Origin of the sequence: Streptomyces sp. NPDC007917, assembly GCF_042959105.1 — a bacterium.
Lineage (GTDB): Bacteria > Actinomycetota > Actinomycetes > Streptomycetales > Streptomycetaceae > Streptomyces.
Map to the genome: position 1 here is coordinate 208,275 of NZ_JBIBKK010000001.1, position 24,453 is coordinate 232,727.

Consider the following 24,453-nt stretch of genomic DNA (forward strand, 5'->3'; position numbering starts at 1 on the left):
GGGCCGAGGACCGCCCGGGCGAGGGCGGCGGCGCAGGCGTGGGGGGTGCGGTCGCTGCGGGTGCGTGCTCGCAAGAGTTCGTCGTCCCTGCGGGGGTCTCGGGAGGCCGGGGCCTCGGCGTACGCGGTCGTGGCGGGTGGGGCCCGCCGTGCGATTGTGCCTCACCGGCACCGGGCGCCGCATGGCGAGTCCCGCCCGGGGCGGGGGATCGCGCCATGCGGCGCGCCCGGCGTGCTCCCGAGTTCTTTCAGGCCTCTCCCGCGTCCTCCTTCTCGGTCGGGCGGGCGAGCTCGTGGCTGAGCTGTTCCAGCTCGCTGCCGCCCGCCATCTGGCGGGTGAGCTCGTCGAGCGCGATCTCCGACTTGAGGTGGCTGCCGGCCATCGTGCCGCGCTTGAGGAGGACGAAGCGGTCGCCGACGAGATGGGCGTGGTGCGGGTTGTGGGTGATCAGAACCACACCGAGACCCGCGTCACGGGCGGCCGCGACGTATTTGAGCACCACCCCGGACTGCTTGACGCCGAGCGCCGCCGTCGGCTCGTCCAGGATCAGGACCTTGGCGCCGAAGTGGACGGCGCGGGCGATGGCCACACACTGCCGCTCGCCGCCGGAGAGGGTGCCGATGGGCTGGTCGACGTCGCGCAGGTCGATGCCCATGCGCAGCAGCGCGGCCCGGGTGGTGGAGCGCATCTCCTCCACGTCGAGCCGTTTGAAGGGGCCGCGGCCCTTCCGGGGCTCGGAGCCGAGGAAGAAGTTGCGCCACACCGGCATCAGCGGCACCACCGCGAGGTCCTGGTAGACCGTGGCGATGCCGCGGTCCAGGGCCTCGCGCGGCGAGCCGAGCCGGGTCTCCTCGCCCTCGATGGCCAGGCTGCCGCCGTCGTGCTGGTGCAGCCCGGCCACGATCTTGATGAGGGTGGACTTGCCCGCGCCGTTGTCGCCGAGGACACAGGTGATCTCCCCGGCGTGCACTTCGAGGGAGACGCCCCGCAGCGCCTTGACGTTGCCGTAGCTCTTGCTGACCTCGCGCAGCTCGATCAGCGGCGTCCGGGTGGAGGTGCCGGTGGCGGTGTCTGTCGTGGTCACTTTCCGGCCTCCGCCCGCTTGCGGACCCACCAGTTGAGCATCGTGGCGAGCAGCAGCATCGCACCGAGGAAGAACTTGAACCAGTCCGCGCTCCACTGCGCGTACACGATGCCCTTGTTCGCCATGCCGAAGATGAACGCGCCGACGGCGGCGCCGATCGCCGAGCCGTAGCCGCCGGTCAGCAGACAGCCGCCGATGACGGCCGCGATGATGTACAGGAACTCGTTGCCGACGCCCTCGCCGGACTGGATCACGTCGTAGTTGAACAGCAGGTGCTGCCCGGAGATCCAGGCGCCGAAGGCGACCGCCATATAGAGCCCGATCTTGGTGCGGTTCACCGGCACGCCGACCGCGCGGGCCGCCTCCTTGGCGCCGCCCACCGCGAAGATCCAGTTACCGGCGCGGGTGCGCAGCAGGACCCAGGTGGCGAGCGCGACCAGGCCGAGCCACCACAGGACGGTGACCTGCAGATCGACGTCCCCGATCGTCAGGTGTGAGGCGAAGACCTTCTGTGCCTCGGGGAAGCCCTCCATGTCGGCGATGGTCTTGGTGGAGACCGTCTCGCTGATCAGCTTGGTGAAGCCGAGGTTGCAGCCCTGGAGGATCAGGAAGGTGCCGAGGGTGATGATGAAGCTCGGCAGCCCGGTGCGCACCAGCAGAAAGCCGTTGACGAACCCGAGGGCGAGGGTGGCCAGCAGGGACACCCCGACGCCGACCCAGACGTTGGCCGTCATCTGGTACGAGAACATCGACGAGATCAGCGCGGAGGAGGTGACCATCACCCCGGTCGACAGGTCGAACTCGCCGCCGATCATCAGCAGCGCGACCGGCGTCGCCATGATCCCGATGGTGGAGGAGGCGTACAGCACCGTGCTGAAGCTCGACCACTGCAGAAAGCTGTCGGCGACGGCCGAGAAGAAGACGAAGACGGCGACCGCGCCGACGATCGCGCCGAGCTCCGGGCGGCCGGCCAGGCGCCGCGGCAGCGAGCGGCGGATGATCCGCTCGTCCTTGGTCGCGGGCGGCGCGTCCGCGCTCATCGGGTCCTCCGCTTGGTGTACTCGGCCAGGTCGGCGGCGTCTTCCTTGGTGATGATCTGGGGGCCGGTGAGGACCGGCCGGCCGCCGCCGAGGACATCGGCGTTGTAGTGGTAGAGCCACAGCAGGTCCACGGCCTCGTAGCCCTGCAGATACGGCTGCTGGTCGACGGCGAAGCCGAGGGTGCCGTCCTGGAGCGACTCGGCGACCTTGGCGTTGAGGTCGAAGGTGTCGATCTCCACCTTGCTGCCCGCCTGCTGTGCCGCCTTGGCGGCGGTGGCCGCGAAGGGCGCGCCCAGCGTCACGACGGTGTCGATGTCCTTGTCGGACTGGAGCTTCGCCTCGATGGTGGACTCGACGTCGGGCATGTTGGTGCCCTCGACGTAGACCCGCTCCAGCTTGCCGTCGAAGGTCTTCTCGGCGCCGTCGCAGCGCTGCTCATGGCCGACGTTGCCCTGCTCGTGGAGGACGCACAGGGCCTTCTTGCGGCCCCGCTTGTTCAGCTCCTCGCCGACCGCCTCGCCCGCGATGGTCTCGTCCTGGCCGATGTGGCTGAGCGCGCCGAAGGACTTGGACTCCGCCGACCCGGAGTTGACGGTGATGACCGGTATGCCCGCCTTCTCGGCCTTCTTGACCACGGCCTTCATGGCGTCGGGCTTGGCGAGCGTGACGATCAGCCCGTCGACCTTCTGGTCGATGTAGGACTGGACGAGCTGCGCCTGGTCCTTGCCCTCCTCGTGGTGGGCGTAGAGGAACTTCACATTGTCCTTGACGGCGGCCTGCTCGGCCCCGCTCTGGACGATGTCCCAGAAGGTATCGCCGTCGCCGGAGTGGGTGACCATGGCGAAGGTCATCCTCGGGGTGTTCACCGCCGCCCGCCCCGAAGCGTTCGCCGCCCTCTCGGCCCGCTCCTCGGCGCGCTTGCCGCCCGTACTGCTGCATCCCGCCGAGGCGAACCCCAGCACCGCCGCGAGCACGGCAGCGGTCAACGCACGTGCCCCTGTCCCAACCCTGGCCACGAAGACCCAGCCCCTTCTCGAAGACGTCCCGTTTCGGTGGCGTCCGGGCATGGGTGATCGGCCCGGGCGCCGCCCAAGTATCCGCCACGGTGCACGGCCGGGGTCCAGGGGGTGTACGCCAGGGGTTCCGGGGGCTTCAGGGGCTTCGGGGGCGGTTTCTCTTCGGGCGGCCTCTCACGCGGGAAGAGGGGGCGGTCCTCAGGGGCGTACGAGCAGCTGGAACTCGAAGGAGTAGCGCGAGGCCCGGTAGGTGTGCGAGCCGTATTCGACGACCCGGCCGGTGTCGTCGAAGGCCGTCCGCGCCATGGTCAGCAGCGGCGCGCCCTCCGGCTCGCCGAGCCGCTCGCCCTCCTCGGCGGTGGCGGCGCGGGCGCCGACCGTCTGGCGGGCGCTGTGCAGGGTGATCCCGGCGGCGCGCATCAGCCGGTAGAGCCCGGTCTCCTCCAGCTCGGCGCTGTCCAGCTTCAGCAGGCCCGCCGGGAGGTGGTTGCACAGATGGGCCATGGGCTCGCCGTGGGCCAGGCGCAGCCGTTCGAGCAGCACGACCTCGGTGCCCTCGGCGACGCCGAGGGCGGCGGCGACCTCGGCGGTCGCGGGTTCGGTCGTGTTGCGCAGCACGCGGGTGGCGGGGCGCTGGCCCGCGGTCTCCAGGTCGTCGTAGAGGCTGCTCAGCTCGAGCGGGCGCTTGACCTGGCTGTGCACCACCTGGGTGCCCACACCGCGGCGGCGCACCAGCAGCCCCTTGTCGACCAGCGACTGGATGGCCTGGCGGACGGTGGGACGGGACAGGCCCATCCGCCCGGCCAGCTCTATCTCATTGCCGAGCAGGCTGCCGGGGGCCAGCCGCCCCTGCTCGATCGCCGCTTCGAGCTGCTGGGACAGCTGGAAGTACAGCGGGACGGGGCTGCTGCGGTCCACGCTGAACTGCAGCGCCTCCGCTGAGCCAGAGGAACCTTCTTCCTGCATTGCCACGGGGCGAGCGTAGCCGGACGAGCACATGACGGGAAGTCGTGAAGTTCTGTTGTCCGGACAAACTACGCAGAACTTGTCCGCAGCCAGCACAGGGCGCGGTGCCCGGGCCCCACCTCGGCCTCCGGCGGCCGGCGCGTACAGGCGTCCATGGCCAGCGGGCAGCGGGGCCGGAACCGGCAGCCGTCGCCCACCACGATCTCCCGCCGCGCGGCAACGTCGTCCTGCCGCGCCCGCGCCGTGAGCCGGGCGGCCCGCGCCGCGCGCGCCTCCTCCCGTGAGGCCCCGGAACCGGTCGCGGCCGAGGCCAGCAGCTGGGTGTAGGGGTGCTGGGGGGCGAGGATGACCTCGTCGCTGGGGCCGCGCTCGACGATCTCGCCCCGGTACATCACCATCACCTCGGAGGAGAAGTGGCGCGCGGTGGCCAGGTCGTGCGTCACATACAGCAGGGCCAGGCCCCGCTCGTCCTTGAGCCGGTCGAGCAGCCCCAGGATCTCCAGCCGGATCGAGACGTCCAGCATCGACACCGGCTCGTCGGCCAGCAGCACCTGGGGGCCCGGCGCCAGCGCCCGGGCGATGGCCACCCGCTGCCGCTGACCGCCGGAGAGCTCGTGCGGGCGCTTGCGGGCCACATCGGCCGGGGGCGTCAGATTGACCGACCGCAGCAGCTCCTCGGCCTTCTGGCGTACGTCGGCCCCGCGCCGCGCCTTCCCGTTGACCAGCAGCGGCCGGTGCAGATGGTGGCCGATGGTGTGGGCCGGGTTGAGGGAGGCGAACGGGTCCTGGAAGACCATTTGGACGGCGCGCCGGTAGTCGGCGCCACGGGTGCGGTGCGCCCCGTCGAGCCGCACCGTCCCGGCGGTGGGCGCGACCAGCCGGGACAGGGCGCGTACGACGGTCGACTTGCCGCTGCCGCTCTCCCCCACCAGCGCCAGGGTGCGCCCGGCCCGCAGGGCGAAGGAGACCCCGTCGACCGCCCGGAAGGGCCGCCCGCCGGGCTGGGGGAAGTCGACGGTGAGCCCGGTCACCTCCAGTGCGGTCACGGCCGGCTCCCTTCGCGCAGTGGCCCCGCCGCCGCGGCGGCGGCATGGGCCGGGTCGTGCAGATGGCAGGCGGCCCAGCCCCCGCCGGGCAGCGGCACCGGGCGCGGGGCTACCGTGCGGCACGGCGCGAACGCCCGCTCACAGCGGTCCGCGAACGGGCACCCGGCCAGCTCCTCGCGGAGATCGGGCGGCGAGCCGGGGATGCCGCGCAGCGCGCGCCGCTCGCCGGTCAGCTCGGGGAAGGAGCGCAGCAGCCCCTGGGTGTACGGGTGGCCCGCGCCCGCCGCGATGCGGTCACACGGCCCGTACTCGACGATGCCGCCCGCGTACATCACCGCGAGCCGGTCGCTGATCTCCAGCAGCAGGGACAGGTCGTGGGTGATGAAGACGACGCTGAAGCCCAGCTCCTCGCGCAGCCGCTCCACCTCGTCGAGGATCTCCCGCTGCACGACCACGTCGAGGGCGGTCGTCGGCTCGTCCATGATGACGACCTCGGGTTCCAGGGCGAGCGCCATGGCGATGACGACGCGCTGGCGCATACCGCCGGACAGCTCGTGCGGATAGGCGCGTATCCGGGCGGGGTCGATGCCTACCATGTCGAGGAGGGCGCGGGCGCGCTCCTGGCGCTCGGGTCCCGGCATACCGGGCCGGTGCGCGCGGAAGATGTCGTCGAAATGGCGGCCGACGCGGGTGACCGGGTTGAGGGCGTTCATCGCGCTCTGGAAGACGATGGACAGCTTGTTCCAGCGGAACGCGCGCAGCGCCTCGCCCTCCAGCGCCAGCAGATCGCTCTCGCCTCCGTCGCGGCTGTGGAAGGTCACCGAGCCCCCGGTGAGCCGGGCGGGCGGCTGCAGACAGCGGGCGACGGCGTACGCGAGGGTGGACTTGCCGCAGCCGGACTCGCCCGCGATGCCCAGCAGTTCGCCGCGGCGCAGCTCGAAGCTGACGTCGCGGACGGCCCGGGTCGGGCGGGCGCCGCCGTACCCCTCGTAGGCGACGTCGATGTGGTCGGCGCGCAGCACGGTGTCGTTCCCGGTGCTGTCGGGTGCGGCGCTGTGGTCCACAGGCGTGTCGCTCATCGCGCTTCCTTCCGCCTGCGCGGGCGGCCGGTGCGCAGCCGCGGGTCCAGGACCTCGTCGAGGCCGAAGCTGACGAGGGACAGGGCGGTGCCGAGGAGGGCGATGCACAGCCCCGGTGGGACGAACCACCACCAGGCGCCGCCGCTCAGGGCCTCCGCGTTCTGGGCGAAGTAGAGCATCGTGCCCCAGGTGAGGTAGGAGGGGTCGGCGAGGCCGAGGAAGGCCAGGCCGGCCTGGGTGAGCACCGCGAAGATCACGGCGTGGATGAACTGCGAGACGATGATCGCCAGCTCGTTGGGGAGGATCTCCACGAGCACGATCCGCCACCGCTTCTCCCCGTAGACGCGCGCGGCCAGCACGTAGTCGCGGGTGCGCAGCGAGAGGGTCTGGGCGCGCAGCACCCGGGCGGAGGCGGCCCAGCTGGTCAGGGCGATGACGAGGATGGTGGAGAGGACCCCGTCGCCCTTGACGTACGCGGCGACCACGATGACCAGCGGCAGCCCGGGGATGACCAGGAAGACATTGCTGATCAGCGAGATGGTCTCGTCCGCGATGCCGCCGAGGAAGCCGCCGCCGATGCCGACGACGACGGAGACGACCGTGGCGATGACGGCCGCCGCGGCGCCGATCACGAGGGTGCCGCGGGCGGAGACCACGAGCTGGGCGAAGACGTCCTGTCCGGTCTGGGTGGTGCCGAGCCAGTGCGCCCCGGAGGGGCCCAGGCCCAGGTCGACGCTGACCGCGTCGGGGTCGTCGGCGAGCCACGGGCCGATCAGCGCGGTGAGCGCGAAGACCACGAGGACGCCGAGGCCCAGGGCCAGCCGGCGGGAGCGCAGCGCCAGGCGCAGCAGGCCGCGGCCGGCGGCGGGGCGTCCGGGGGCGGTGGCGGCGGTGGGGAGGGTGGCGGTCATCGGGCCTGCCTGGTCCGGGGGTCGACGAAGCCGTACACCAGGTCCACCAGGAAGTTGGCGGCCAGGACGGCGAAGGTGATGACGAGGAAGACCGCCTGCATCAGGGGGTAGTCGGTGTTCTCGACGGCCTGGAGGAGGGTGAAGCCCATGCCGGGGTAGGAGAAGACGATCTCCATGACGAGTGAGCCGCTGACGATGAAGCCGAGCGAGATGGCGAATCCGGCGATGGAGGGCAGCACCGCGTTGCGGGCGGCGTAGCCGACCATGACGGTGCGCGGGCGCAGCCCCTTGGCCTCGGCGGCGGTGACGTAGTCCTCGGCAAGGGTGGAGACCATCATGTTGCGCATGCCGAGCATCCAGCCGCCGACCGAGCTGAGCACGATGGTGGCGGCGGGCAGCACCGCGTGTTCGACGGCGGAGGAGAGGAAGTCGCCGCTGAGCCCGATGTCCAGCGTCTCGTCGTAGCCGCCGCCCAGCGGCAGTACGCCCCACACCTGGCTGAAGAGGTACAGGAGCAGCAGCGCGAGCCAGAAGTAGGGGACGGCGGCCAGGAAGGTGGTGGAGGGGACGAGGGAGTCCAGCCAGCTGCCCCGCCGCCAGCCGGCGAGGGTGCCGAGCGTCAGGCCGAGGACGAAGCTGATGAGGGTGGCGGCGCCGACGAGGACGAGCGTCCAGGGCAGGGCGTCGCGCAGGACGTCGGTGACGGGGCTGGGGAAATAGGTGACCGAGAGTCCGAAGTCCAGGTGGACCACGGAGCCCAGATAGTCCCAGTACTGGGTCAGGATGTTGCCGTGGCTCAGGCCGAGCATGCTGGCCAGGGCCTCCTCCTGGCCCTGCTCCACCGGCCCGGACTGCGCCATCCGGGCCATCATCAGCTGCACCGGATCGCCGGGGATGAGCCGGGGCAGAAAGAAGTTGACGGTGACGGCCATCCAGGCGGCGACGGCGTAGAAGCCGAGCTTTCTCAGGACGTAGCGCACGCTGCCGCGCCCTTACTTACCGGATTTGCCGTTGACGGGCTTGATACGGGCGGCCACCCAGCCGCCGTCGGGGTCCAGCCAGATGGAGGCGGCGGCGTAGAGGTTGTCCTCGGTGGGATATCCGGTGACGCGGTTGCCGTTGAACTCCTGCTCGTTCTGGGCGTAGAAGAGCGGGATGGCCGGCATGTCCTTGATGAATTCCTGCTGGATCTTGTAGTACCAGGGCTTCTGCTTCGCCGGGTCCTTGGTGGAGGCGATCTCGTCCAGGGCCTTGTCGATGGCCGGGTTGGCGTAGCGGCCGAAATTGCCGACGTTGGTGGATTCACCGATCTTCGGCGGGATGGTGCTGTCCAGCAGCTGGGCGTAGTAGGCGCGCGGGTCCGGGGTGTAGCCGCTGTTGTCCAGCAGCATTTCGAACTGGCCCCGGGCGCGGTTGTTGGACCACTGCGCGTAGGACTCGGCCTTGACGACGAGTTCGATCCCGGCCTTCTTCAGCTGCTGCTTGGCCAGCTGGGCGACGCTGACGTAGTCGGTCCAGCCGGAGACCAGCTCGACCGTCACGGACAGCTTCTTGCCGTCCTTCTGCCACGCGCCGCCCGACTTGGTGTATCCGGAAGCGGTCAGATACTTGTCGACCTTGCTCTGGCCGGTCTCGAGCACGGCGTCCTTCAGGGACGGGTCGAGCACGGACTCGTAGTTGGGGAGCAGCAGCGCCATGGGGTTGGCGACGGGCGCCTGGCCGTCGTACACGCTCCGGTTCATGAACTCGCGGTCGAGGGCGGCGCTGATGGCCTTGCGGACATTGACGTCGGCCGTCGGGCCCTGCTTGGCGTTGGGCAGGAAGAACGTGGTCGCCAGGGGAATGTTGACGAGTTCGAAGTTCTTGTCCTTGGCGAGGTAGTTCTTCTTGATGTCGGGGATGAAACCGCCGCCCCAGTCGATCTGCCCGGAGGTGACCGCGGCGGTGACGGCGCTGTTTCCGGTGAAGGACCGATACCGCAGAATCTTGAAGTGCGGCAGCCCCTTGACGTAATAGTCGTCGCGGGCGACCAGATCCATGGTCATGCCCTTGACGGATTTCACCTTCCACGGGCCGGTGCCCACCGGGTTGGTGTTGAGCGTGGTCGCCCGCTCCTTGACCGGGATCTTCGACCAGATGTGCTTGGGCAGCATCTTCATCTTGCCGAGGATGAAGTATTCCTTGGTGTAAGCGGACTTGGAGAACTTGATGAGCGCCGTGTCCTTGCTCTCGGCGCTCGCCGAGGCGATGGGGAGGGCGTACATGTTCTGCGCCTTGTTCTCCTTCGCCATCTGGAAGGTCCAGGCGACGTCCTCGGCCGTGAACGGCTTACCGTCGTTCCAGGTGGCGTTGGTACGTACCGTGACGCGGAGCGTCTTGCCGCCGTCCGACCAGGCGTACTTGGTCGCCAGCCACGGCTCGATCTCCCCGGCCTTCGCCGCGTTCAGGTGGAACAGCGGCTCGTAGATCATTCCGTTGGTCGCCTGGAGGGGCTGCGGGGCGAACGGATTGAAGTTCCGGATGAAGTTGCCCGTGGATCCCGTGGCAACGGTCAGCACCCCGCCCGACCCGCCGTTGTTGTTCTTGCCCCCGCCGCAGGCGGCGAGCGTCACGGTGAGCGTGAGTGCGGCCCCGGCGGCGAGCGCGCGGCGCGGACCGGCCGTTGTCCTGGAGATCATGGGTTCCCCTCGCTGTGCGGGTCGAAGCGGTGCGGGTTCACGGGGCGAATGCCGGACGGCGGTCCGCGCACCTCCAGGGCCGCGAAATTAAGGGCGCCCGGAAGAGGGTGTCAATAGTGCTGACACGACACTGTCACTGAACCGGACCAGTCGAACCCGTCGAACCCCCAGGTCCCGGCCCAAAGCCGCACCACAGAGCCCAAGTTGGATGATCAAGACCGCCGGGCCGCGCCGCGTACGATCCTTGTCCGAAGTGTTGACACTAAACCGGTAAAGCCGTTCACTGCTTGCTGCGCGGCACCGCCCGTCCGCACCGGGCCGCATCCCTGACGACCCTGCCTGAGGGAGAGTTCGCAGATGCAGCGCACGTCCGCACGGCTCACCGTCGGCGACCACCCCGTCGTCTGGCTCGGCGCCAACTACTGGTCACGCACCGGCGGTCCGCTGATGTGGCGCTCGTACGACCCGGAGGTGGTCGACGGCGAGCTGCGCGTGCTGCGGGGCCACGGGCTGAACATGACCCGGTCGTTCTTCTACTGGCCGGACTTCATGCCCGCCCCGGACCGCCTCGACCAGGAGCTCTGCGCGCGCTTCGCCGACTTCCTCGACCGCCACCAGGCGCTCGGCATGACCACCGTCCCCACCTTCCTCGTCGGCCATATGTCCGGCGAGAACTGGGACCCGTCCTGGCGCGGCGACCGCGACCTGTACAGCGATGTGTGGCTGGTCTCCCGCCAGGCCTGGTTCGCCCGCGAGACGGTGCGCCGCTTCGCCGGGCACCCCGCGGTGGCCGGCTGGCTGATCTCCAACGAGATGCCCATCTACGGCCGCCAACCCGGCGTACGCTCCGACGCGGAGCCCGCCGCGCGCGAGGCGGTCGCGGCCTGGGCCCAGATCCTCGTCGACGCCGTACGGGCCGGCGGCGGCACCCAGCCCGTCTCGCTGGGCGACGGCGCCTGGGGCCTGGAGAACTCCGGCCACGACAACGGCTTCCGGCTCCAGGACACCGCCGAGCTGTGCGACTTCCTCGGCCCGCACGTCTACCGCATGGAGAACGACCCGGTCCGGCAGCACTACGCCGCCGCCTGGGTGTGCGAGCTGACCGGCACCTTCCAGCGCCCCGTCGTACTGGAGGAGTTCGGTGTGAGCTCCGACTTCGCCTCGGGCCCCGGCGCCGCGCGCTACTACCGGCAGACCCTGCACAACAGCCTGCTGGCCGGGGCGACCGGCTGGGTCGCCTGGAACAACACCGACTACGACAACCTGAGCGAGCAGCCCCCCTACCGCCATCACGCCTTCGAGATGCACTTCGGCCTCACCGACACCACCGGCGCCCCCAAGCCGCAACTGCGCGAACTGCGCGCCTTCTCCGAGGTGCTGAGCGCGGTGGACTTCCCCCGCTGCCACCGCGCCGACACCGGCACGGCCCTGCTGGTCTCCTCCTACCTCGACACCCTCCACCCCTTCACCCGCGCCGAGGACCGCGCCTACGTCCAGCAGACCGGCCGCCAGGCCTGGGTGGCCGCCCGGCTCGCCGACGCCCCGGCGGCGGTGGTGCGCGAGAGCGACGGCACGCTGCCCACCGACGTACGCCTGTGGCTGGTCCCCTCCACCAAACAGCTCCTCTCCCCCACCTGGTACGAGCTGGAGCGCCGGGCCCGGGAGGGCGCCACGGTCTACGTCTCGTACTCCCCCGGCGCCCACGACGAGCAGCGCGGCCCCTGGTACGCCCATCTGAACGAGCTCTTCGGCGTCAGCCACCAGCTGGAGTACGGCCTGGTCGACCCGATCGAGGACGACGAGGTGACCTTCACCCTCACCCGCGCCTTCGGCACCCTCCCCGAGGGCGCCCGGCTCACCTTCCGCGCCGCGGGCACCGTCAGCAGCCGCGTCTTCCTCCCCGTCGAACCCGACGGCGCGCAGGTCCTCGCGGTCGACGGCCGCGGCCGCCCCGCGCTGCTGCTGCGCGAGACCGGCGAGGGGTGCGTGGTCTTCTGCACCTATCCGATCGAGCACATGGCGGCCGTCACCCCGCGCGTCAACCCCGAGGCGACCAGCACGCTGTACGACGCCCTCGCCGCCCACGCCGGCGTCCGCCGCCCGGTCACCACCTCCGACCCCCGGGTCGCCGTGGACCGCCTGGTCCACGAGGACGGCCGGGTCTTCGTCTGGCTGGTCAGCCAGGCGAACGAGGAGCTGTCGGTCAAGCCGGCGGTCGCGGACGGCAGGCTCACCACCTTGGACGGCTCTCCGGCGGAGACGGTGGTCCTGGAGCCGTACGGGGTGCGGGTGCTGCGGCTGGAGAGCTGAAACCGGCAGGGCGGCCTGGCCCTGATTTTGCGGTGAGTATCGGACGATCTGCCGACCCGGACGTGGCGCCTACGGCGCGCCGGTCGACCCGGGCGCTCGGGCGAACTCGGCCTGACGGCCGGTCACGCCCGACGCCCCGCCGCCCTGCGATCTTTGGGTGCTCAAGCTCGTCGCGCGAGCCGCCCACGGCTTCCGCAACCCCACCAACCAACGCCTACGCACACGCCGCGTCACCACCCGCCGGGCCCGAGGCCGCCTCCACCCCGCCTCAATTCGCAGATTCCGCAAACCTTTCCGCCGGAATTTGTCGTTCGAGGCCCGGCGGAAAGGTATGCGTTGGGGAATCGCTCCGGCGTTCGCCTCTATGCGCGGACGGAGTGCACCGTCGTGTCGCGCGCAGTGCGGCTAGATGCTTGATCCGCCGCCGGAGGTGTTGTTCCACCAGGCGCTGTAGGCGTTCAGCGAGTACCGCTTCTGCACACCGCTGGTCGAGGTGATCTCGAGGCCGAACTGCATCGTGTCGAAGGTGGTGTTGCGCAGGAGGTTCTGCGACGCGGCCCATCGCCAGACCGCCGAGGCGTCGATGGTGCCGGTGTCGCTCTGCTGGGCGGGGATGAGCTGCAGGACGTTCCAGCCGGGATCGGCCTGCCAGACCGACGCGTACCGGACGCCGCCGATGGTCACGTTGGACGCGATCTGCCTTCCCCAGCCGCCTGCCGTCCCCCCGGACCAGCTGGTGAAGACCATGATCTCGTCCTGGTTGCCGGCCGACCAGATGTCGCTCGTCCAGTTCCAGTGGTCACTGCCGGCGACGGGAGCCGACGACGTGTTGTACCAGAAGCCCGCCGAATTCAACTGCGACAGCGGCGTCTGGGGCCGGACCGAGGTGTTCGGGTAGGACTTGATCCCGCCGCCGGAGTGGTTGGCGTCGACGTACCAGGATTTGATGCTGTTGACGGTCTGGCACTGCGTGCCGGCGTTTTCGCCCCAGATGTTGTTGTAGATCGTCCAGGTGCCCTGGGTGTACTGGCCCCACCGGTCACAGGTGGAGGATGCCTGGGCCTGGGCCTGCGCCGGAGACGCGAAGCTCAGGAACCCGGCGATCACGGCGACGATCAGGGCCAGCCGACCGAACCCGGCCGGCTTGCCGCTGATGGATTTAAGGGATTGCCATCTCATGTGTCCCTCCAAGGACGGCGACGGGTTGTTCCAGACCCCCCGGTCTGGTGGCGGACTCCGGCGCCGCGAGGTGTCGCTCGCCGGCGAGTCCGGGCTCGTGACGGCGCGGCTCAGCCCCGTCCGAGGTGTTTGCGCAGGTGGCCGACTGATCGGCTCGATGGCCGGCCCTGGGCGGAGTGGTTCCTTCCACTGCTCGCAGTTGGAGTCCCCGCCGAAAGCGAGGCGGCCGAGGTGGCCGATCAGCTGACGTGTTGACACCTTCACTCCGTTCGCATGCGGTGCTGCTCGCGGTGGTGGGTGGCTCGTGTCGTCGAGGTGGCGCGCTCAAGAACTGCGGGAACGGTGCTCGGTCTCCTTGCTTTCAAGCACCGGGCTTGCCAGACGCAGGAGCGAAGTGTCGAAGCGCTTGCGTCTGCGTGGACAGTAATGAGGGGGTTTCTGAACAGCAAGACTCTGCGCAGGAAGACACATTTCCTTCACCTGCGAATGTCATTGTCGATGCGCTTCGACCGTGCACCTGGTGGGCGTAAGGCTCGACCGCACGCAGTGCGGCCAAGCTGCCCGAGCCGGAAATCCCCCGTCAGGGGGAGCAGTCACTTCATCCATTCCTGCTCGTACTTGGCGTACGTGCCGTCGTGGGTGGCCAGGTGCACCCACTGGTCGACGTACTCCTTGAACTCGGCGTCGCCGCGCGGCAGCGCGTACGCCTTCTCCGAGAAGGAGAACGGCTTGTCGGGGTGGACGGCGCACAGCTCCGGGTGGATCTTCGCCTGGTAACGGGTCTCGCTGGCGTCGGTCATCATCACATCGGCGCGGCCCGCGATGATCTCGTCGAAGATCGTGGTGTTGTCCGGGTGGACGGTGAGGGTGGCCCGCTTGATGTGGGCGCGGGCGAACTGCTCGTTGGTGCCGCCCGGGTTGACGATCACCCGCACGCCCGGCTGGTCGATGTCCTCCAGCGTCTGGTACTTCTGCTCGTCCTCGCACCGCACCACCGGGGTCTTGCCGTCGGTCAGATACGGCTCGCTGAAGTACGCCTTACGGGCCCGGGCCAGGGTCACCGACACCCCTCCCATGGCGACGTCACAGCGCCCGGCGGCCAGGTCGTCGACCAGCTTGGCCCAGGTCGTGGCGACGTACGCGGGCTTGGCGTCCAGGCTCTTGGCCAGGTCGCGGGCCATGTCGATGTCGATACCGGTGTAGTCGCCGGTCTTGGAGTCGCGGTGGGTGAAGGGGCGGTAGTCGCCCGTGGTGCACACGCGCAGCACACCGCGCTCGGGCACCCGGTCCAGCAGGCTGCCGCGCTGGTGCTTGACCGCGGCGGCGGGCGCGGCGGTGGGCCCGGCGGCCAGGGCCGAGCCGGCGGCGGTGGCGGCCAGCACGGCGGCCAGGGCGGACAGCGTGACGGAACGTCGCATGGCGACTCCTTCGCACAGGCCGCGGCGAGCGGCACGGGACGGCACGCGCAGGCGCACGGGCGGTGCTGAACCGTGCGCGTGATCACAGCGCGCTCAGGGTGGCAGAAGAGACCGCGCGGCGGAACCCGTTGATCACCTGCTGGAACACCATCCCGGCCCCGTCGGCCGGCCCGGTATCGGAACGGGTCGGCCGACGGAGCGTCAACAGGCCCCAGGGGGACCGGCGTCGGCGGTGTCGGCCGGTGCGATGGTCAGCAAGCGTCGGCCGGAGCGACGTCCTGCAGCCGGGCAAGGAGCTCCGCGGTGCGCTTGGCGACCACGTCCCGGTCACCTTCCGACAGCGCCGAGCCCATCCCGCAGGCGACCGCTCCGGCGGCGATCCACTCCGGCGCGTCGGCGACGGTCACCCCGCCGGTGGGCAGCAGGGCGGCCTGCGGCAGGGCTGCCCGTACGTCCTTGACCCAGCGGGGGCTGTGGGCGGAGGCCGGGAACAGCTTGAGGGCGTCCGCGCCCAGCTCCAGCGCGCGCACCATCTCGGTGGGCGTGGCGACGCCGGGGAAGACCGGCAGACCGTAGCGGTGGCCGGTGCGGATCACCTCCGGGTCCAGGCTCGGGGAGACCAGGAACCGGGCGCCCGCGTCGACCGCCATCCGGGCGGAGGCGGCGTCCAGCACCGTGCCCGCGCCGATCACCGCCTCGTCACCGACCTCGCGGACCAAGGTGGTGACGGCCTCCAGCGCGAAGGGGGTGGTCAGCGAGAACTCCACGGTGGTGAGGCCGGCGGAGAGCAGGGTGTCCGCCGTCGCCGTCGCGTGTTCATAGCTGTCGCTGCGGATGATGGCGAAGACCCGCTGTGCCAGCGCGGCCCGGGTGATCTCCCAGCGGTACACGGCAATTCGCCGCCTTTCCTCTCAGAAGGGTCTCCTGGAGATGCCGCCCCGGGATGCCTCCGGGATATGCGGCCTTTCGCTGTGCGATGGTCGATGTGGGGGGAGCATGGCGTGGGGGGAAAGGGCCGGGCTCAGCGGTGGACGGAGTGGGCGCCGCCGGTGAACGCGGCCAGGGCCCGCTCGCGCCCCGCCGCGGTGGGCAGCCCGTCCGTATCGGTCGCGGTCTGGACGACCAGCGCGGCCACACAGGCGGCCTCGGCGAGCGCCCGGGGCTCGGGCAGCCCGCGCAGCCACCCCGACAGATACCCCGCGGCGAAGGCGTCTCCCGCCCCCACGGGGTCGGTGACCGGCACCGGATAGGGCGGCTGGTCCCAGCGCCCGTCCGCGGTCACGGCGGTCGCCGAGTGGTCGGCGCGCTTGATGACGACGGTGTGCGCCCGGCCGTCCAGCAGTTCCGCCGCGGCCTCGTCGGCTGCTCTGCCGGTCAGCAGCTCCAGCTCGTCCTCGCCCGCGAGGACGAGCTCGGCCTCGCGCAGCAACCGCCCGGCCGTCTGGGCCCACTGCGCCGCGCCGCCCAGCTTGCGCCGCACATTCGGGTCGAAGGAGACCTCCGCCCCGGCGGCACGGGCCAGCTCGACGATCCGGTCGGTGGCGGCCGCCGCGGTCGGCGACAGCATCGGGGTGATCCCGGAGACATGCAGGAGGCGGACGCCGCTGACGGCCTCGGCCGATATGTGCTCGGGCGCGAGCCGGGAGCCGGCCGAGCCGGAGCGGTAGTACTGCACGTCGATGGCGCGGTACGGATGGCTGTCGCGCAGCAGCAGCCCGGTGGGGGCCTGGTCGTCCACCCCGGTGAACGTCACGTCGACGCCATCGGCGCGCAGCTCGCGCAGCACGGTCCGGCCGGCAGGGTCCGCGCCCACCCGGCCCAGCCAGCGGGCGCGGTGGCCGAGCCGGGCGAGGCCCGTGGCCACATTGGACTCCGCTCCGGCGACCGAGCGGCGGAAGTGCACGGCCCGCTCCAGGGGAACCCCGGGCTCGGCGAGCAACAACAGCATCGCCTCACCGCATGTGACCACTTCAGGGCCGCTCGCCACCGATGCCTCCCCTTGCCCCCGCACGTCCCCTTCTCCCGGCCACGCTACCTGGCTCCGCCGACAGCCGCCCCTGCGGGGTTCAGGCCAGTTGTCGCCCCGTCACATCCCTTTGTACGCAGTGCCGTTCCGGCCTGCGGAGGTCGCACAACGCGGCGGCCGCTGCCTGCGAGCAGGCAGCGGCCGCGGTGCGGGGGGTGGCGGTCTTCGGTGGTCAGCAGCTGTGGTCGACCAGGTCGAACGAGGCGTAGTGGTCGGCCGTGTAGTAGTCCTCGTCCGTCTTCTTCCCGGTCACGATGCGGCGGGCGCCGCGGGTGTCCGAGCCGGGGGTCTTGACGGTGTACTCGTGGTAGTAGCCGCTGGCCTGGGACGGCAGGATGCCCTCCCGGTTCTGGAAGACGGTCCCGTCCTGCGGGTACGGGAAGGGGCCGCCGGACTCGATCAGGTCGAGCGTGTCATGGGCCTGCGACGGCAGGTCGGAGTAGCAGATGTCACCGACGGCCGTGATCTGGAGGACCGACGAGGCGGCCTGGGGGGCGGGCGGGGCGGCCGTGGCGGAGGCGACGGCCGGGCCGCCGATGAGAAGGCTCGACGCCAGGGCGCCGAGCACACCGATGCGGGCGATCCGTGGGGGGATTCTCATGCCTCACAGCATGACGCGCGTAGACCCTGACATGTCAATGCCAAGAAGGGGGAGTTTCCCGGGAGTTCACAAGACCCTCGCGAAGCGCCGGGAGAAGTGATGAAGACGTAACGCCCGCGCCACCTCGGGCCCGGCGGCGGCGCCTTCGCCCGGTTTGCCTCAGAGGCAAAAGTTTTGCCCGAGGGGCGAATGCCGGCTTATACCGGAAGCATGACCCAGTCCTCCGGGGGGCCCGCCGACGGGCCCCCCGCCGAGCTGCCCTCCGTCGCTCCGCGCCTGCGCGACCTGCGGCGGCGCAGCGGCCTGACGCTCGAAGCCGCCGCCCGGCTGGCCGGACTCTCGCCCGCGCACCTGTCCCGTCTGGAGACCGCCCGGCGCCAGCCGTCGCTCCCCATGCTGCTGGCCTTGGCCCGCACCTACGGCACCACGGTATCCGACCTCCTCGGCGAGGTCTCGCAGGAGCGGGACCCGATCCTGCGGGCCGACCGGATGGCGGCCTCGGAGGCGGGCGGCTGGACGTACTGGCGGGCCGGGAGCCCCGGCCGGGCCATGCAGGCGCTGCGGGTGCACGTACCGGCGGGGACCGGCCGGCAGGAAAACCTGGTGCGGGTCCACCCGGGCGAGGAGTGGCTGTACGTCACCCAGGGGCGGCTGCGGCTGACGCTCGGCGAGGCGGTCCATGTGCTCGGCGTCGGCGACGCGGCCCACTTCGACTCGCTGACCCCGCACCGGATAGCCGCCGCCTCGCCCGGCGGCACGGAGCTGCTGTTCGTCCACACACTGCTGCAGAGCGGCACGGCCGACCTGTGCCTCGGCGATACCGGCCGCGGAGGGAGGCACCAGGCACCATGACGGACGCCGACAACACCCCGGACCCCACGGCGACGGGCGGCGCGGGACACGGGGCCGCACCCGGGGGCCAGCCCATGCGCGCCGAGCCCGTGCGCACCGAGCCCGCGCGCACCGAGCCCGCGCGTACTGAGCCCGTGCGTACTGAGCCCGTGCGTACTGAGACCGTGCGGGAGGAGGACCGGGCGCCGATGGGGCTCGCCGTCCGTGTCTCCATCTACCTCGTCGGCGTCCACTTCATCGCCGCGTTCTTCTTCCTGCTGTTCTATCTGGCCGGCGCGAAATAGCCCGCCCGCCACAACAGCGCCGTCACCCCGCGTGGGTGGAGAACAGCCCGCCCGTCGGACCCTGCTTGTCGCCGCCCTGCGCCTTCTTCAGCGCGTTCGCCAAGCCCTCCATGGTCAGCGACTGCAGGATCACCCGGCCATTGCCCTCCAGCGTGGCCAGGGACAGGCCCTCCCCGCCGAACACCGCGTTCATCAGACCCTGGCGGTTGAGCCCGCCGATGCGCTGGACGCCGTACTCGATGCCCTCCTCGAAGGCCACGATGCAGCCCGTGTCGACCTCGATCCGGCCGCCGAAGTCGGCGGGGTTCAGATCGATGAAATTGCCCGCGCCGCAGATGATCACCGTGCCGCGCCCGGTGAACTTCTCCAGGATGAACCCCTCACCGCCGCTGCGGCCCGTTCTGCCGCCCTGGAAGGCGATGCCGAAGTCCACGGTCGACTCGGCCGCCACGAAGGCGTCCTTCTCCGCGAACCAGGCGCGTCCGCCGTCCAGCTCCAGCGCCCGCATCTCCCCGGGCAGCACGCCCGCGAAGCCGACGGTGCCCTCACCACCGGTCGAGGTGAAGTACTGGAAGGCCAGCGACTCCCCCGCCAGCGCCCGCTGGCCCATCTGCATGGCGGTGCCCATGGCCTGGCGCAGCATGCCGCCCATTCCGCCGCCCTGGCCGCCGCCCCCGGCGGCCTGCCCGCTGCCAGGACCGGGCCCGGACAGCCGGGTCTCCATCGTCACGTTCGCCGTCTTGAACAGGAACTTCCCGGCCTCGCAGTAGACGGTCTGGCCGGGCTGGAGGCTGCAGACCGCCATCTGCATGGCGTTGCCGACGATCTCTTGGCGCAGGGTCACAGCAGGACTCCTCGGTACGGACATGGCGGATATATCGCAAAGTGACAGGGAACGCCTGCTCAACGTTCGACCCGAAGCCCTGGGTTCCACGGGCGGGGCGCAATCTCGGTCACAGATCAACTGACCGCCTGGAGCCGGCCGACCGCCGACCCAACGGGCAAAAATTTCCCGGCCGTTGTGACAGAACCACCGGGACGGCCGCGTCTATGGGGTGGTCGGCCGTACTTCTTCGGCGGCCATCGGACTCGGCCCCCACTGGGACCGGGGTCCGAAGCGATCGATTCACCGAGAGGGGGAGCCGTCGATGACCGCAGTCGACGACGCCTTCCCGCGCGACCCCGCGGCGCGCCACCGAGCGGAGAGCCGGGCCACCCAGGTCCGCGCCGCCGCCCACACCACCGCCCGCGAGGTCACCCCCGGCGGCCATCCGACGCTGCGCCACACCGTCGGACCCCGGCAGCCGGTCCACCACCCCGCCGCCCCGGCGACAGCGCACGCGGCCGGCGTCGCGCACGCGTCCGGGAGGTGTGCATGAGCGAGGAGGAATTCGACGCGCGGGTGGATTTCATGGCCTGGTGCCGTGAACACACCGGGCCGCTCCGGCTGACCGCGCGTCGCCACGCTCGTGACCACCAGGCCGCGGACGACGCCGTACAACAGGTACTGGAGAGCTTCTGGAAGAAATGGGATGACGCGGACCTTCGCCGGAAGGTCAAGAACACACCCGGATACGCCCAGCGCTGCGTGATCAACGCCTGGCGCTCCATGGAGCGCAGCGAGACCGCGGAACGCGAGCGTCTGAAGAAATACGCCTCCGGCGAGCTGGTGCCGGAAACACAGGATCTGTATTCCGACATCGAGTGGAAGCTGAGCCTTCCGCCCATGCTGGAAATGCTCAATCCCACCTGGCGTTCAGTCATTGAACTGCGGTACCAGCAGGGCAGGTCGTTCCCCGAGATCGCCGCCATCATGGGCATCTCGGAGTCGACCGCCCGCCGATTCGACAAGAGGGCGCTCATCGCCCTCGCGGAAGCCGAACGGGCGTGGGGAGAGAAAGGAGGCGAGGGTGGACGTCGTTGAACGTCTCGTCCTGGCATCCCAGCACGCTTCCCCGGATTCGGTTCGGCCCGACGCGGAGACCTTCCTGGCCCGGGTCTTTCCCGAGCTGGGATTCGTCTCTTCAACGGTTTCCGCCACAGGGGCCGGCCATGACACGGCCGGCCCCCGGCGGGCCGAATCCACGGAAGACCTCGTTCAGGAGTACGCGATTCCTCCCGGCCCCGGCCGGGAGGAGCTGCTGGACGAGCTGCGACAGATCACCCGGAATCGAGACGGAAAGGATGGAGCGGGACTCCGACGTATCGCGGAAATCGTGGAGCTCCTGGACGGCGAAGAAGCGGCCTACGCGTGGTGGCGCCACGCAGCGCGGGCCGGCGACGAAGTAGCGGTCGCTGTCGTCGAGGAACTGCATGCGGAGCAAGACCTCTCGGGAGAACGGCCCAGCGTTTTCCCGCTGATCGGTTCGCTCGGACCAGGACGGGGGTCGGGGCCGAGCGAGACGTGACGCAACGGGTGCGCGGGATATGACACGGATGACCGCGCACGCTTCGGGGGAGGGGCCCGGTCTCGGCACGTGGGGTGCTTACGAGACCGGGCCCCGCCATATTTCTTTATCGGCTGTGCGCATGCTCTGTGACGGATTTCCCTCCCCGGCCGCGTCTTCTCTGTGAAGACATCGAGGAGGCAGACAATGCGCAGGAAAGAAGAAATCCGACGCAGCCGGCGGACAGCCGAACGGAAATACGCGGGCTACGCGAAGAAGGGGGCCGGTATCGCGTTCGGCGCCACGATCAGTTCGCTGGTGAAACTGGGCTGGGAGCATGTACGCCGGGAGTACGGCCTGTGACGACCCACCCCGACCCGGAGGGAGCACCACGATGGCAGACAACGCGGCGGCGACGGCCCGCACGATGTGGGCCCTGTTCGAGCCGATCCACGCGGTCACGTACTTCGCGCCGGAGGCCCTGGCCGCGTACGAGGACGCGGGCCTCCGCGGCTTCTGGCGCGGCTACTTCGCGGGCCGTGCCGCACCCCTCGGCCCGGTCGGGCCGGAGCCCGTCGTGGCCGCCTTCTTCGGCTTCGCCCCGCCCATGGTGGCCCGCGCCCTCCCCGCCCTCTGGGCCCGGGTCACCCCCGGGCGCGCCCTGGAACTGCGCCGCGCCGGCGCCGCGGCCTCGCTGGCCCGGCTGCTCGCCGGGCACGAGCGCGAGGTGGAGCGGGCCGCCGAGGCCCTGGCCGCGCGCGCCGCGGACCTGGACGGCGCCGGGCGCGTCCTGGCCGCCGCGAACGGCTCGCTCGACGTCCCCGACGACCCCCTCGGGCGCCTCTGGCACGCCACCACCGTGCTCCGCGAACACCGCGGCGACGGCCATGTCGCGGCCCTCGTCGCCGCCGGCCTCGACGGCTGCGAAACCCTCGTGCTCCGCGCCGCCGTCGACCTCCCCCGCGCCGAACTCCAGCCCAAGCGCGGCTGGACCGACCAGCAGTGGCAGGCCGCCGAACACCGCCTGTGCGAACGCGGCCTGCTCGCCCCGGACGGCTCCGCGACGGACGCCGGGCGCGAGACCCTGCGTACGGTGGAGGCGGCGACGGACCGGGCCGCCGAGCGCCCCTGGCGGACGCTCGGCCCCGACGAGGGGGCCGACCTGGTCAGGCTCCTGACCCCGCTCGCGACCGCCTGCGGCGCCGCCCTCCGCTTCCCCAACCCGATCGGGGTCCCCGAGCCGACGGGGTGACCTCGTACCTGGCTCACCGGGTCCCGACGTCATGGGCGGTGCCGGTGGCGACGGCCCGGAGCTTGTCGGGGTTGGCCACGTTGTGGATGGCGGTGACACGGCCGTCGGGGTCGAAATCGAAGGTGACGGTGGCGATCACACGCCCCGGGCCGCTGAACACCACGCCCGGCCCGCCGTTGATCTCGACGAATTCGACCTTCATGTCAGCGGGCGCGATGCCCTGGTAGGGGACGGAGCCGATGGCGGCGAACCAGGCGGCCACCTTGGCGGCGCCCACGACCGGACGCATGGCCTGGCGGACCTTGCCGCCGCCGTCGGTCCACAGCGTGACGTCCGGGGACAGCAACTCCATCAGGGCGTTGACATCACCCCCGGTCGCCGCCGCGAAGAACCGCTCGGTCACCTCGCGCTGCCGCACCCGGTCCGCGGTGAAACGCGGCCGCCGGGCCCGTACATGCTCACGGGCGCGGTGTGCGGCCTGCCGGACCGCGGCTTCGGAGCGCTCCACCGCCTCCGCGATCTCGGCGTGGCTGAAGTCGAAGACCTCCTTCAGCACGAACACCGCGCGCTCCAGCGGGCTCAGCGTCTCCAGCACCACCAGCATGGCCATGGACACGGACTCGGCGTCCGCGACGGTCTCGGCGGTGTCGCCGATGGTGAGGATGGGCTCCGGAAGCCACGGCCCCACATACGTCTCACGCTTGTACTGGGTGGAGCGCAGCCGCGCCAGCGCGACATTCGACACGATCCGCGTCAGGTACGCCCTGGGGTCGGCCACCTGCGAGCGGTCGGCGGCCGACCACTTGATCCAGGCGTCCTGGACCGCGTCCTCGGCGTCCGCCGCGACGCCGAGGACGCGGTAGGCCACGGAGAACAGCAGCTTGCGATGCTGGTTGAACACCTGCTGGTCGGGGCCCACGAAGGCGTCCGGGGACGGGCCCGGGGACGGGTCGGGGGACGGGCCCGGGGACTGCTCCGGGGACAGGTCGGGGGACAGATCCGCCGACGGGTCCGGGAAGGCGTGGCTCACCGCGCCCCCCGCACCCGGGTGAAGCGGCCGCCGTGCGGCCAGAACGCGCCCGAGGCGGGCATCTTCTTCATACGGCCGTACGTCGGCCAGGGCGAAGCGGTCACCGTCTCCTTATACCTGGCCGCCAGGCGACCGGTCAGAGATATCCGCCGGGGGCTGCCGTCGGGGTGGGTGAACTGCACCACCGCGTCGTCGCGGCCCAGGCTCACCGGCGTGTGGTAGAAGCCGAAGCGGAACGGCTTGGGCTGCCTGCCCTTCAGCTCACGCACGATCGACAGCGCGGCGTGCACACCGGTCGGCATGCCCCCCTGGCAGGTGCCGTGCATGACGCCGTAGCCCTGACGGACCGCCGCCGCGTCCCCCACCGCGTACACCTCCGGGTGCGACACCGACCGCAGTGCGGCGTCGGTGACGATCCGGCCGTACTCGTCGACGGTCAGCCCGGCGGCGGCCGCCAGCGGCGACACCCGCGTACCGCTCGTCCACAGCACCACATCGGCGGCGACGCTCTCCCCGCCCGCCAGCTCCACCGTGTCGGGCAGCACCTTCACCACCTCGACCCCGCCGCGCATCTCGACGCCCAGGCGCTGAAGCGCCGCCCGCAGATACGCCCTGGCCTTCGGATTCATGTCCGCACCGGGTTCACTCCGGCCCAGCAGCACCACGTTCAGCTCCGGGTGCCGCTCCGCGATCTCCGCAGCCGACTCGACGCCGGTCAGCCCGCTGCCCCCGACCACCACCGTCCCACCGCCGAGCCGCGCCAGCCGGCCGGCCAGCACCTCGGCGTCCTGCGCGCTGTTCAGGGTGTACGCGTAATCGTCGACCCCGGGCACCGCCACCGTGTCCGCCACGCTGCCCAACCCGTACACCAGCGTGTCGTAGCGCAGCACCTGGTCGTCATCGATCCGCACGGTCTTGGCGTCGGCGTCGACCGCCGTCACCCAGCCGCGTACGAACCCCGCCCCGGTTCCCTCCAGGAGCTCCGGGATGCTCAGCTCGGCAAGCCGCTGCCCGGTCGCCGTCATGTGCAGCCGCAGCCGCTCGGTGAACCGCTCCTGCGCGTTCACCACGGTCACCCGCACGTCCTCGCGCCCCTTGACCCGGGCGGCGAGCTGAATCGCCGTGGACATACCCGCGTACCCGGCCCCCAGGACCACCACACGGTGTGCGTTCATCGTTCCGTCCTCCCTCATTGGCTGCTGACGACCACGAGATGCGAGCAGCCCGGCCGTATGTGACATGAGGGCGATGTGACGCGCGACACTCCGGCAGGAGGGCTCCGGTCGGGGAATCC

25 protein-coding genes are annotated in these 24,453 nt (G+C 70.9%); 8 read left to right on the forward strand and 17 right to left on the reverse strand.

The window, feature by feature from the left end:
- Nucleotides 1-247: 247 nt before the first annotated feature.
- The 9 genes from ACFZDL_RS00920 to ACFZDL_RS00960 form a co-directional block, all read right to left on the reverse strand.
- Entirely contained in the window at nt 248-1,084 is an 837-nt protein-coding gene (locus ACFZDL_RS00920; protein ID WP_353590647.1) for an ATP-binding cassette domain-containing protein, read from the reverse strand.
- Nucleotides 1,081-2,124, reverse strand: a complete 1,044-nt coding sequence (locus ACFZDL_RS00925; protein ID WP_353590648.1) for an ABC transporter permease — start codon at nt 2,122-2,124, stop codon at nt 1,081-1,083. Before ACFZDL_RS00925 ends, ACFZDL_RS00920 begins: the two co-directional genes overlap by 4 nt.
- Nucleotides 2,121-3,110, reverse strand: coding sequence for a sugar ABC transporter substrate-binding protein (locus tag ACFZDL_RS00930; protein ID WP_353590649.1), 990 nt, complete (start codon nt 3,108-3,110; stop codon nt 2,121-2,123). The genes ACFZDL_RS00925 and ACFZDL_RS00930 overlap by 4 nt, the downstream gene beginning before the upstream one ends.
- A 228-nt stretch (nt 3,111-3,338) precedes the next feature.
- Nucleotides 3,339-4,106 carry a GntR family transcriptional regulator gene (locus ACFZDL_RS00935; protein WP_353590802.1) on the reverse strand — a complete coding sequence of 256 codons (768 nt, stop codon included), beginning with the start codon at nt 4,104-4,106 and terminating at the stop codon, nt 3,339-3,341.
- Nucleotides 4,107-4,174: 68 nt separating this feature from the next.
- Nucleotides 4,175-5,152, reverse strand: coding sequence for an ABC transporter ATP-binding protein (locus ACFZDL_RS00940; RefSeq protein WP_353590650.1), 978 nt, complete (start codon nt 5,150-5,152; stop codon nt 4,175-4,177).
- Entirely contained in the window at nt 5,149-6,231 is a 1,083-nt protein-coding gene (locus ACFZDL_RS00945; protein WP_353590651.1) for an ABC transporter ATP-binding protein, read from the reverse strand. Before ACFZDL_RS00945 ends, ACFZDL_RS00940 begins: the two co-directional genes overlap by 4 nt.
- Nucleotides 6,228-7,142, reverse strand: a complete 915-nt coding sequence (locus ACFZDL_RS00950) for an ABC transporter permease (RefSeq protein ID WP_353590652.1) — start codon at nt 7,140-7,142, stop codon at nt 6,228-6,230. Before ACFZDL_RS00950 ends, ACFZDL_RS00945 begins: the two co-directional genes overlap by 4 nt.
- Nucleotides 7,139-8,122 (reverse strand): ABC transporter permease, encoded by a 984-nt coding sequence (locus ACFZDL_RS00955; protein WP_353590653.1) that lies wholly within the window; start codon nt 8,120-8,122, stop codon nt 7,139-7,141. The genes ACFZDL_RS00950 and ACFZDL_RS00955 overlap by 4 nt, the downstream gene beginning before the upstream one ends.
- A gap of 12 nt (nt 8,123-8,134) precedes the next feature.
- Nucleotides 8,135-9,820, reverse strand: coding sequence for an ABC transporter substrate-binding protein (locus tag ACFZDL_RS00960; RefSeq protein ID WP_353590654.1), 1,686 nt, complete (start codon nt 9,818-9,820; stop codon nt 8,135-8,137).
- 357 nt (nt 9,821-10,177) lie between these two features.
- On the opposite strand from ACFZDL_RS00960, the gene ACFZDL_RS00965 reads away from it, so the two are divergent.
- Nucleotides 10,178-12,130: a cellulase family glycosylhydrolase gene (locus tag ACFZDL_RS00965; protein ID WP_353590655.1), complete on the forward strand. Its 1,953-nt coding sequence runs from the start codon at nt 10,178-10,180 to the stop codon at nt 12,128-12,130.
- A 405-nt stretch (nt 12,131-12,535) separates the two neighbouring features.
- Here ACFZDL_RS00965 and ACFZDL_RS00970 read toward each other — a convergent pair whose 3' ends face one another.
- The 5 genes from ACFZDL_RS00970 to ACFZDL_RS00990 form a co-directional block, all read right to left on the reverse strand.
- Nucleotides 12,536-13,309: a hypothetical protein gene (locus ACFZDL_RS00970; RefSeq protein ID WP_353590656.1), complete on the reverse strand. Its 774-nt coding sequence runs from the start codon at nt 13,307-13,309 to the stop codon at nt 12,536-12,538.
- 593 nt (nt 13,310-13,902) lie between these two features.
- Complete coding sequence (locus tag ACFZDL_RS00975; protein ID WP_353590657.1) at nt 13,903-14,727, reverse strand: transporter substrate-binding domain-containing protein; 825 nt, start codon at nt 14,725-14,727, stop codon at nt 13,903-13,905.
- A gap of 251 nt (nt 14,728-14,978) precedes the next feature.
- Nucleotides 14,979-15,617 carry a bifunctional 4-hydroxy-2-oxoglutarate aldolase/2-dehydro-3-deoxy-phosphogluconate aldolase gene (locus tag ACFZDL_RS00980; RefSeq protein WP_353590658.1) on the reverse strand — a complete coding sequence of 213 codons (639 nt, stop codon included), beginning with the start codon at nt 15,615-15,617 and terminating at the stop codon, nt 14,979-14,981.
- 131 nt (nt 15,618-15,748) lie between these two features.
- Nucleotides 15,749-16,714, reverse strand: coding sequence for a sugar kinase (locus ACFZDL_RS00985; protein ID WP_353590659.1), 966 nt, complete (start codon nt 16,712-16,714; stop codon nt 15,749-15,751).
- Nucleotides 16,715-16,925: 211 nt separating this feature from the next.
- Nucleotides 16,926-17,354 carry a ribonuclease gene (locus tag ACFZDL_RS00990; RefSeq protein WP_353590661.1) on the reverse strand — a complete coding sequence of 143 codons (429 nt, stop codon included), beginning with the start codon at nt 17,352-17,354 and terminating at the stop codon, nt 16,926-16,928.
- A gap of 210 nt (nt 17,355-17,564) precedes the next feature.
- On the opposite strand from ACFZDL_RS00990, the gene ACFZDL_RS00995 reads away from it, so the two are divergent.
- Together ACFZDL_RS00995 and ACFZDL_RS01000 are read left to right on the forward strand one after the other, a co-directional pair.
- On the forward strand, nt 17,565-18,206 hold the full coding sequence (locus tag ACFZDL_RS00995) for an XRE family transcriptional regulator (protein WP_353590662.1): 642 nt from the start codon (nt 17,565-17,567) through the stop codon (nt 18,204-18,206).
- Nucleotides 18,203-18,490, forward strand: coding sequence for a DUF6126 family protein (locus ACFZDL_RS01000; RefSeq protein WP_353590663.1), 288 nt, complete (start codon nt 18,203-18,205; stop codon nt 18,488-18,490). The genes ACFZDL_RS00995 and ACFZDL_RS01000 overlap by 4 nt, the downstream gene beginning before the upstream one ends.
- A gap of 22 nt (nt 18,491-18,512) precedes the next feature.
- Here the strand turns inward: ACFZDL_RS01000 and ACFZDL_RS01005 are convergent, their stop codons facing one another.
- Nucleotides 18,513-19,334, reverse strand: a complete 822-nt coding sequence (locus ACFZDL_RS01005) for an AIM24 family protein (RefSeq protein ID WP_353590664.1) — start codon at nt 19,332-19,334, stop codon at nt 18,513-18,515.
- Nucleotides 19,335-19,638: 304 nt separating this feature from the next.
- Between ACFZDL_RS01005 and ACFZDL_RS01010 the strand changes: the two genes are divergently transcribed.
- The 5 genes from ACFZDL_RS01010 (at nt 19,639) to ACFZDL_RS01030 (ending at nt 22,129) form a co-directional block, all read left to right on the forward strand.
- Complete coding sequence (locus ACFZDL_RS01010; protein ID WP_353590665.1) at nt 19,639-19,869, forward strand: hypothetical protein; 231 nt, start codon at nt 19,639-19,641, stop codon at nt 19,867-19,869.
- Nucleotides 19,866-20,414, forward strand: a complete 549-nt coding sequence (locus ACFZDL_RS01015) for a sigma-70 family RNA polymerase sigma factor (RefSeq protein ID WP_353590666.1) — start codon at nt 19,866-19,868, stop codon at nt 20,412-20,414. The genes ACFZDL_RS01010 and ACFZDL_RS01015 overlap by 4 nt, the downstream gene beginning before the upstream one ends.
- Nucleotides 20,401-20,898: a hypothetical protein gene (locus tag ACFZDL_RS01020; protein ID WP_353590667.1), complete on the forward strand. Its 498-nt coding sequence runs from the start codon at nt 20,401-20,403 to the stop codon at nt 20,896-20,898. Before ACFZDL_RS01015 ends, ACFZDL_RS01020 begins: the two co-directional genes overlap by 14 nt.
- 186 nt (nt 20,899-21,084) lie before the next feature.
- Entirely contained in the window at nt 21,085-21,240 is a 156-nt protein-coding gene (locus tag ACFZDL_RS01025; RefSeq protein ID WP_353590668.1) for a hypothetical protein, read from the forward strand.
- Nucleotides 21,241-21,271: 31 nt separating this feature from the next.
- Entirely contained in the window at nt 21,272-22,129 is an 858-nt protein-coding gene (locus ACFZDL_RS01030; protein ID WP_353590669.1) for a hypothetical protein, read from the forward strand.
- A gap of 13 nt (nt 22,130-22,142) precedes the next feature.
- Here the strand turns inward: ACFZDL_RS01030 and ACFZDL_RS01035 are convergent, their stop codons facing one another.
- Together ACFZDL_RS01035 and ACFZDL_RS01040 are read right to left on the reverse strand one after the other, a co-directional pair.
- Complete coding sequence (locus ACFZDL_RS01035) at nt 22,143-23,030, reverse strand: RNA polymerase sigma-70 factor (protein ID WP_391190175.1); 888 nt, start codon at nt 23,028-23,030, stop codon at nt 22,143-22,145.
- Between the two features lie 125 nt (nt 23,031-23,155).
- On the reverse strand, nt 23,156-24,334 hold the full coding sequence (locus tag ACFZDL_RS01040; RefSeq protein WP_353590670.1) for an FAD-dependent oxidoreductase: 1,179 nt from the start codon (nt 24,332-24,334) through the stop codon (nt 23,156-23,158).
- Nucleotides 24,335-24,453: the final 119 nt, after the last annotated feature.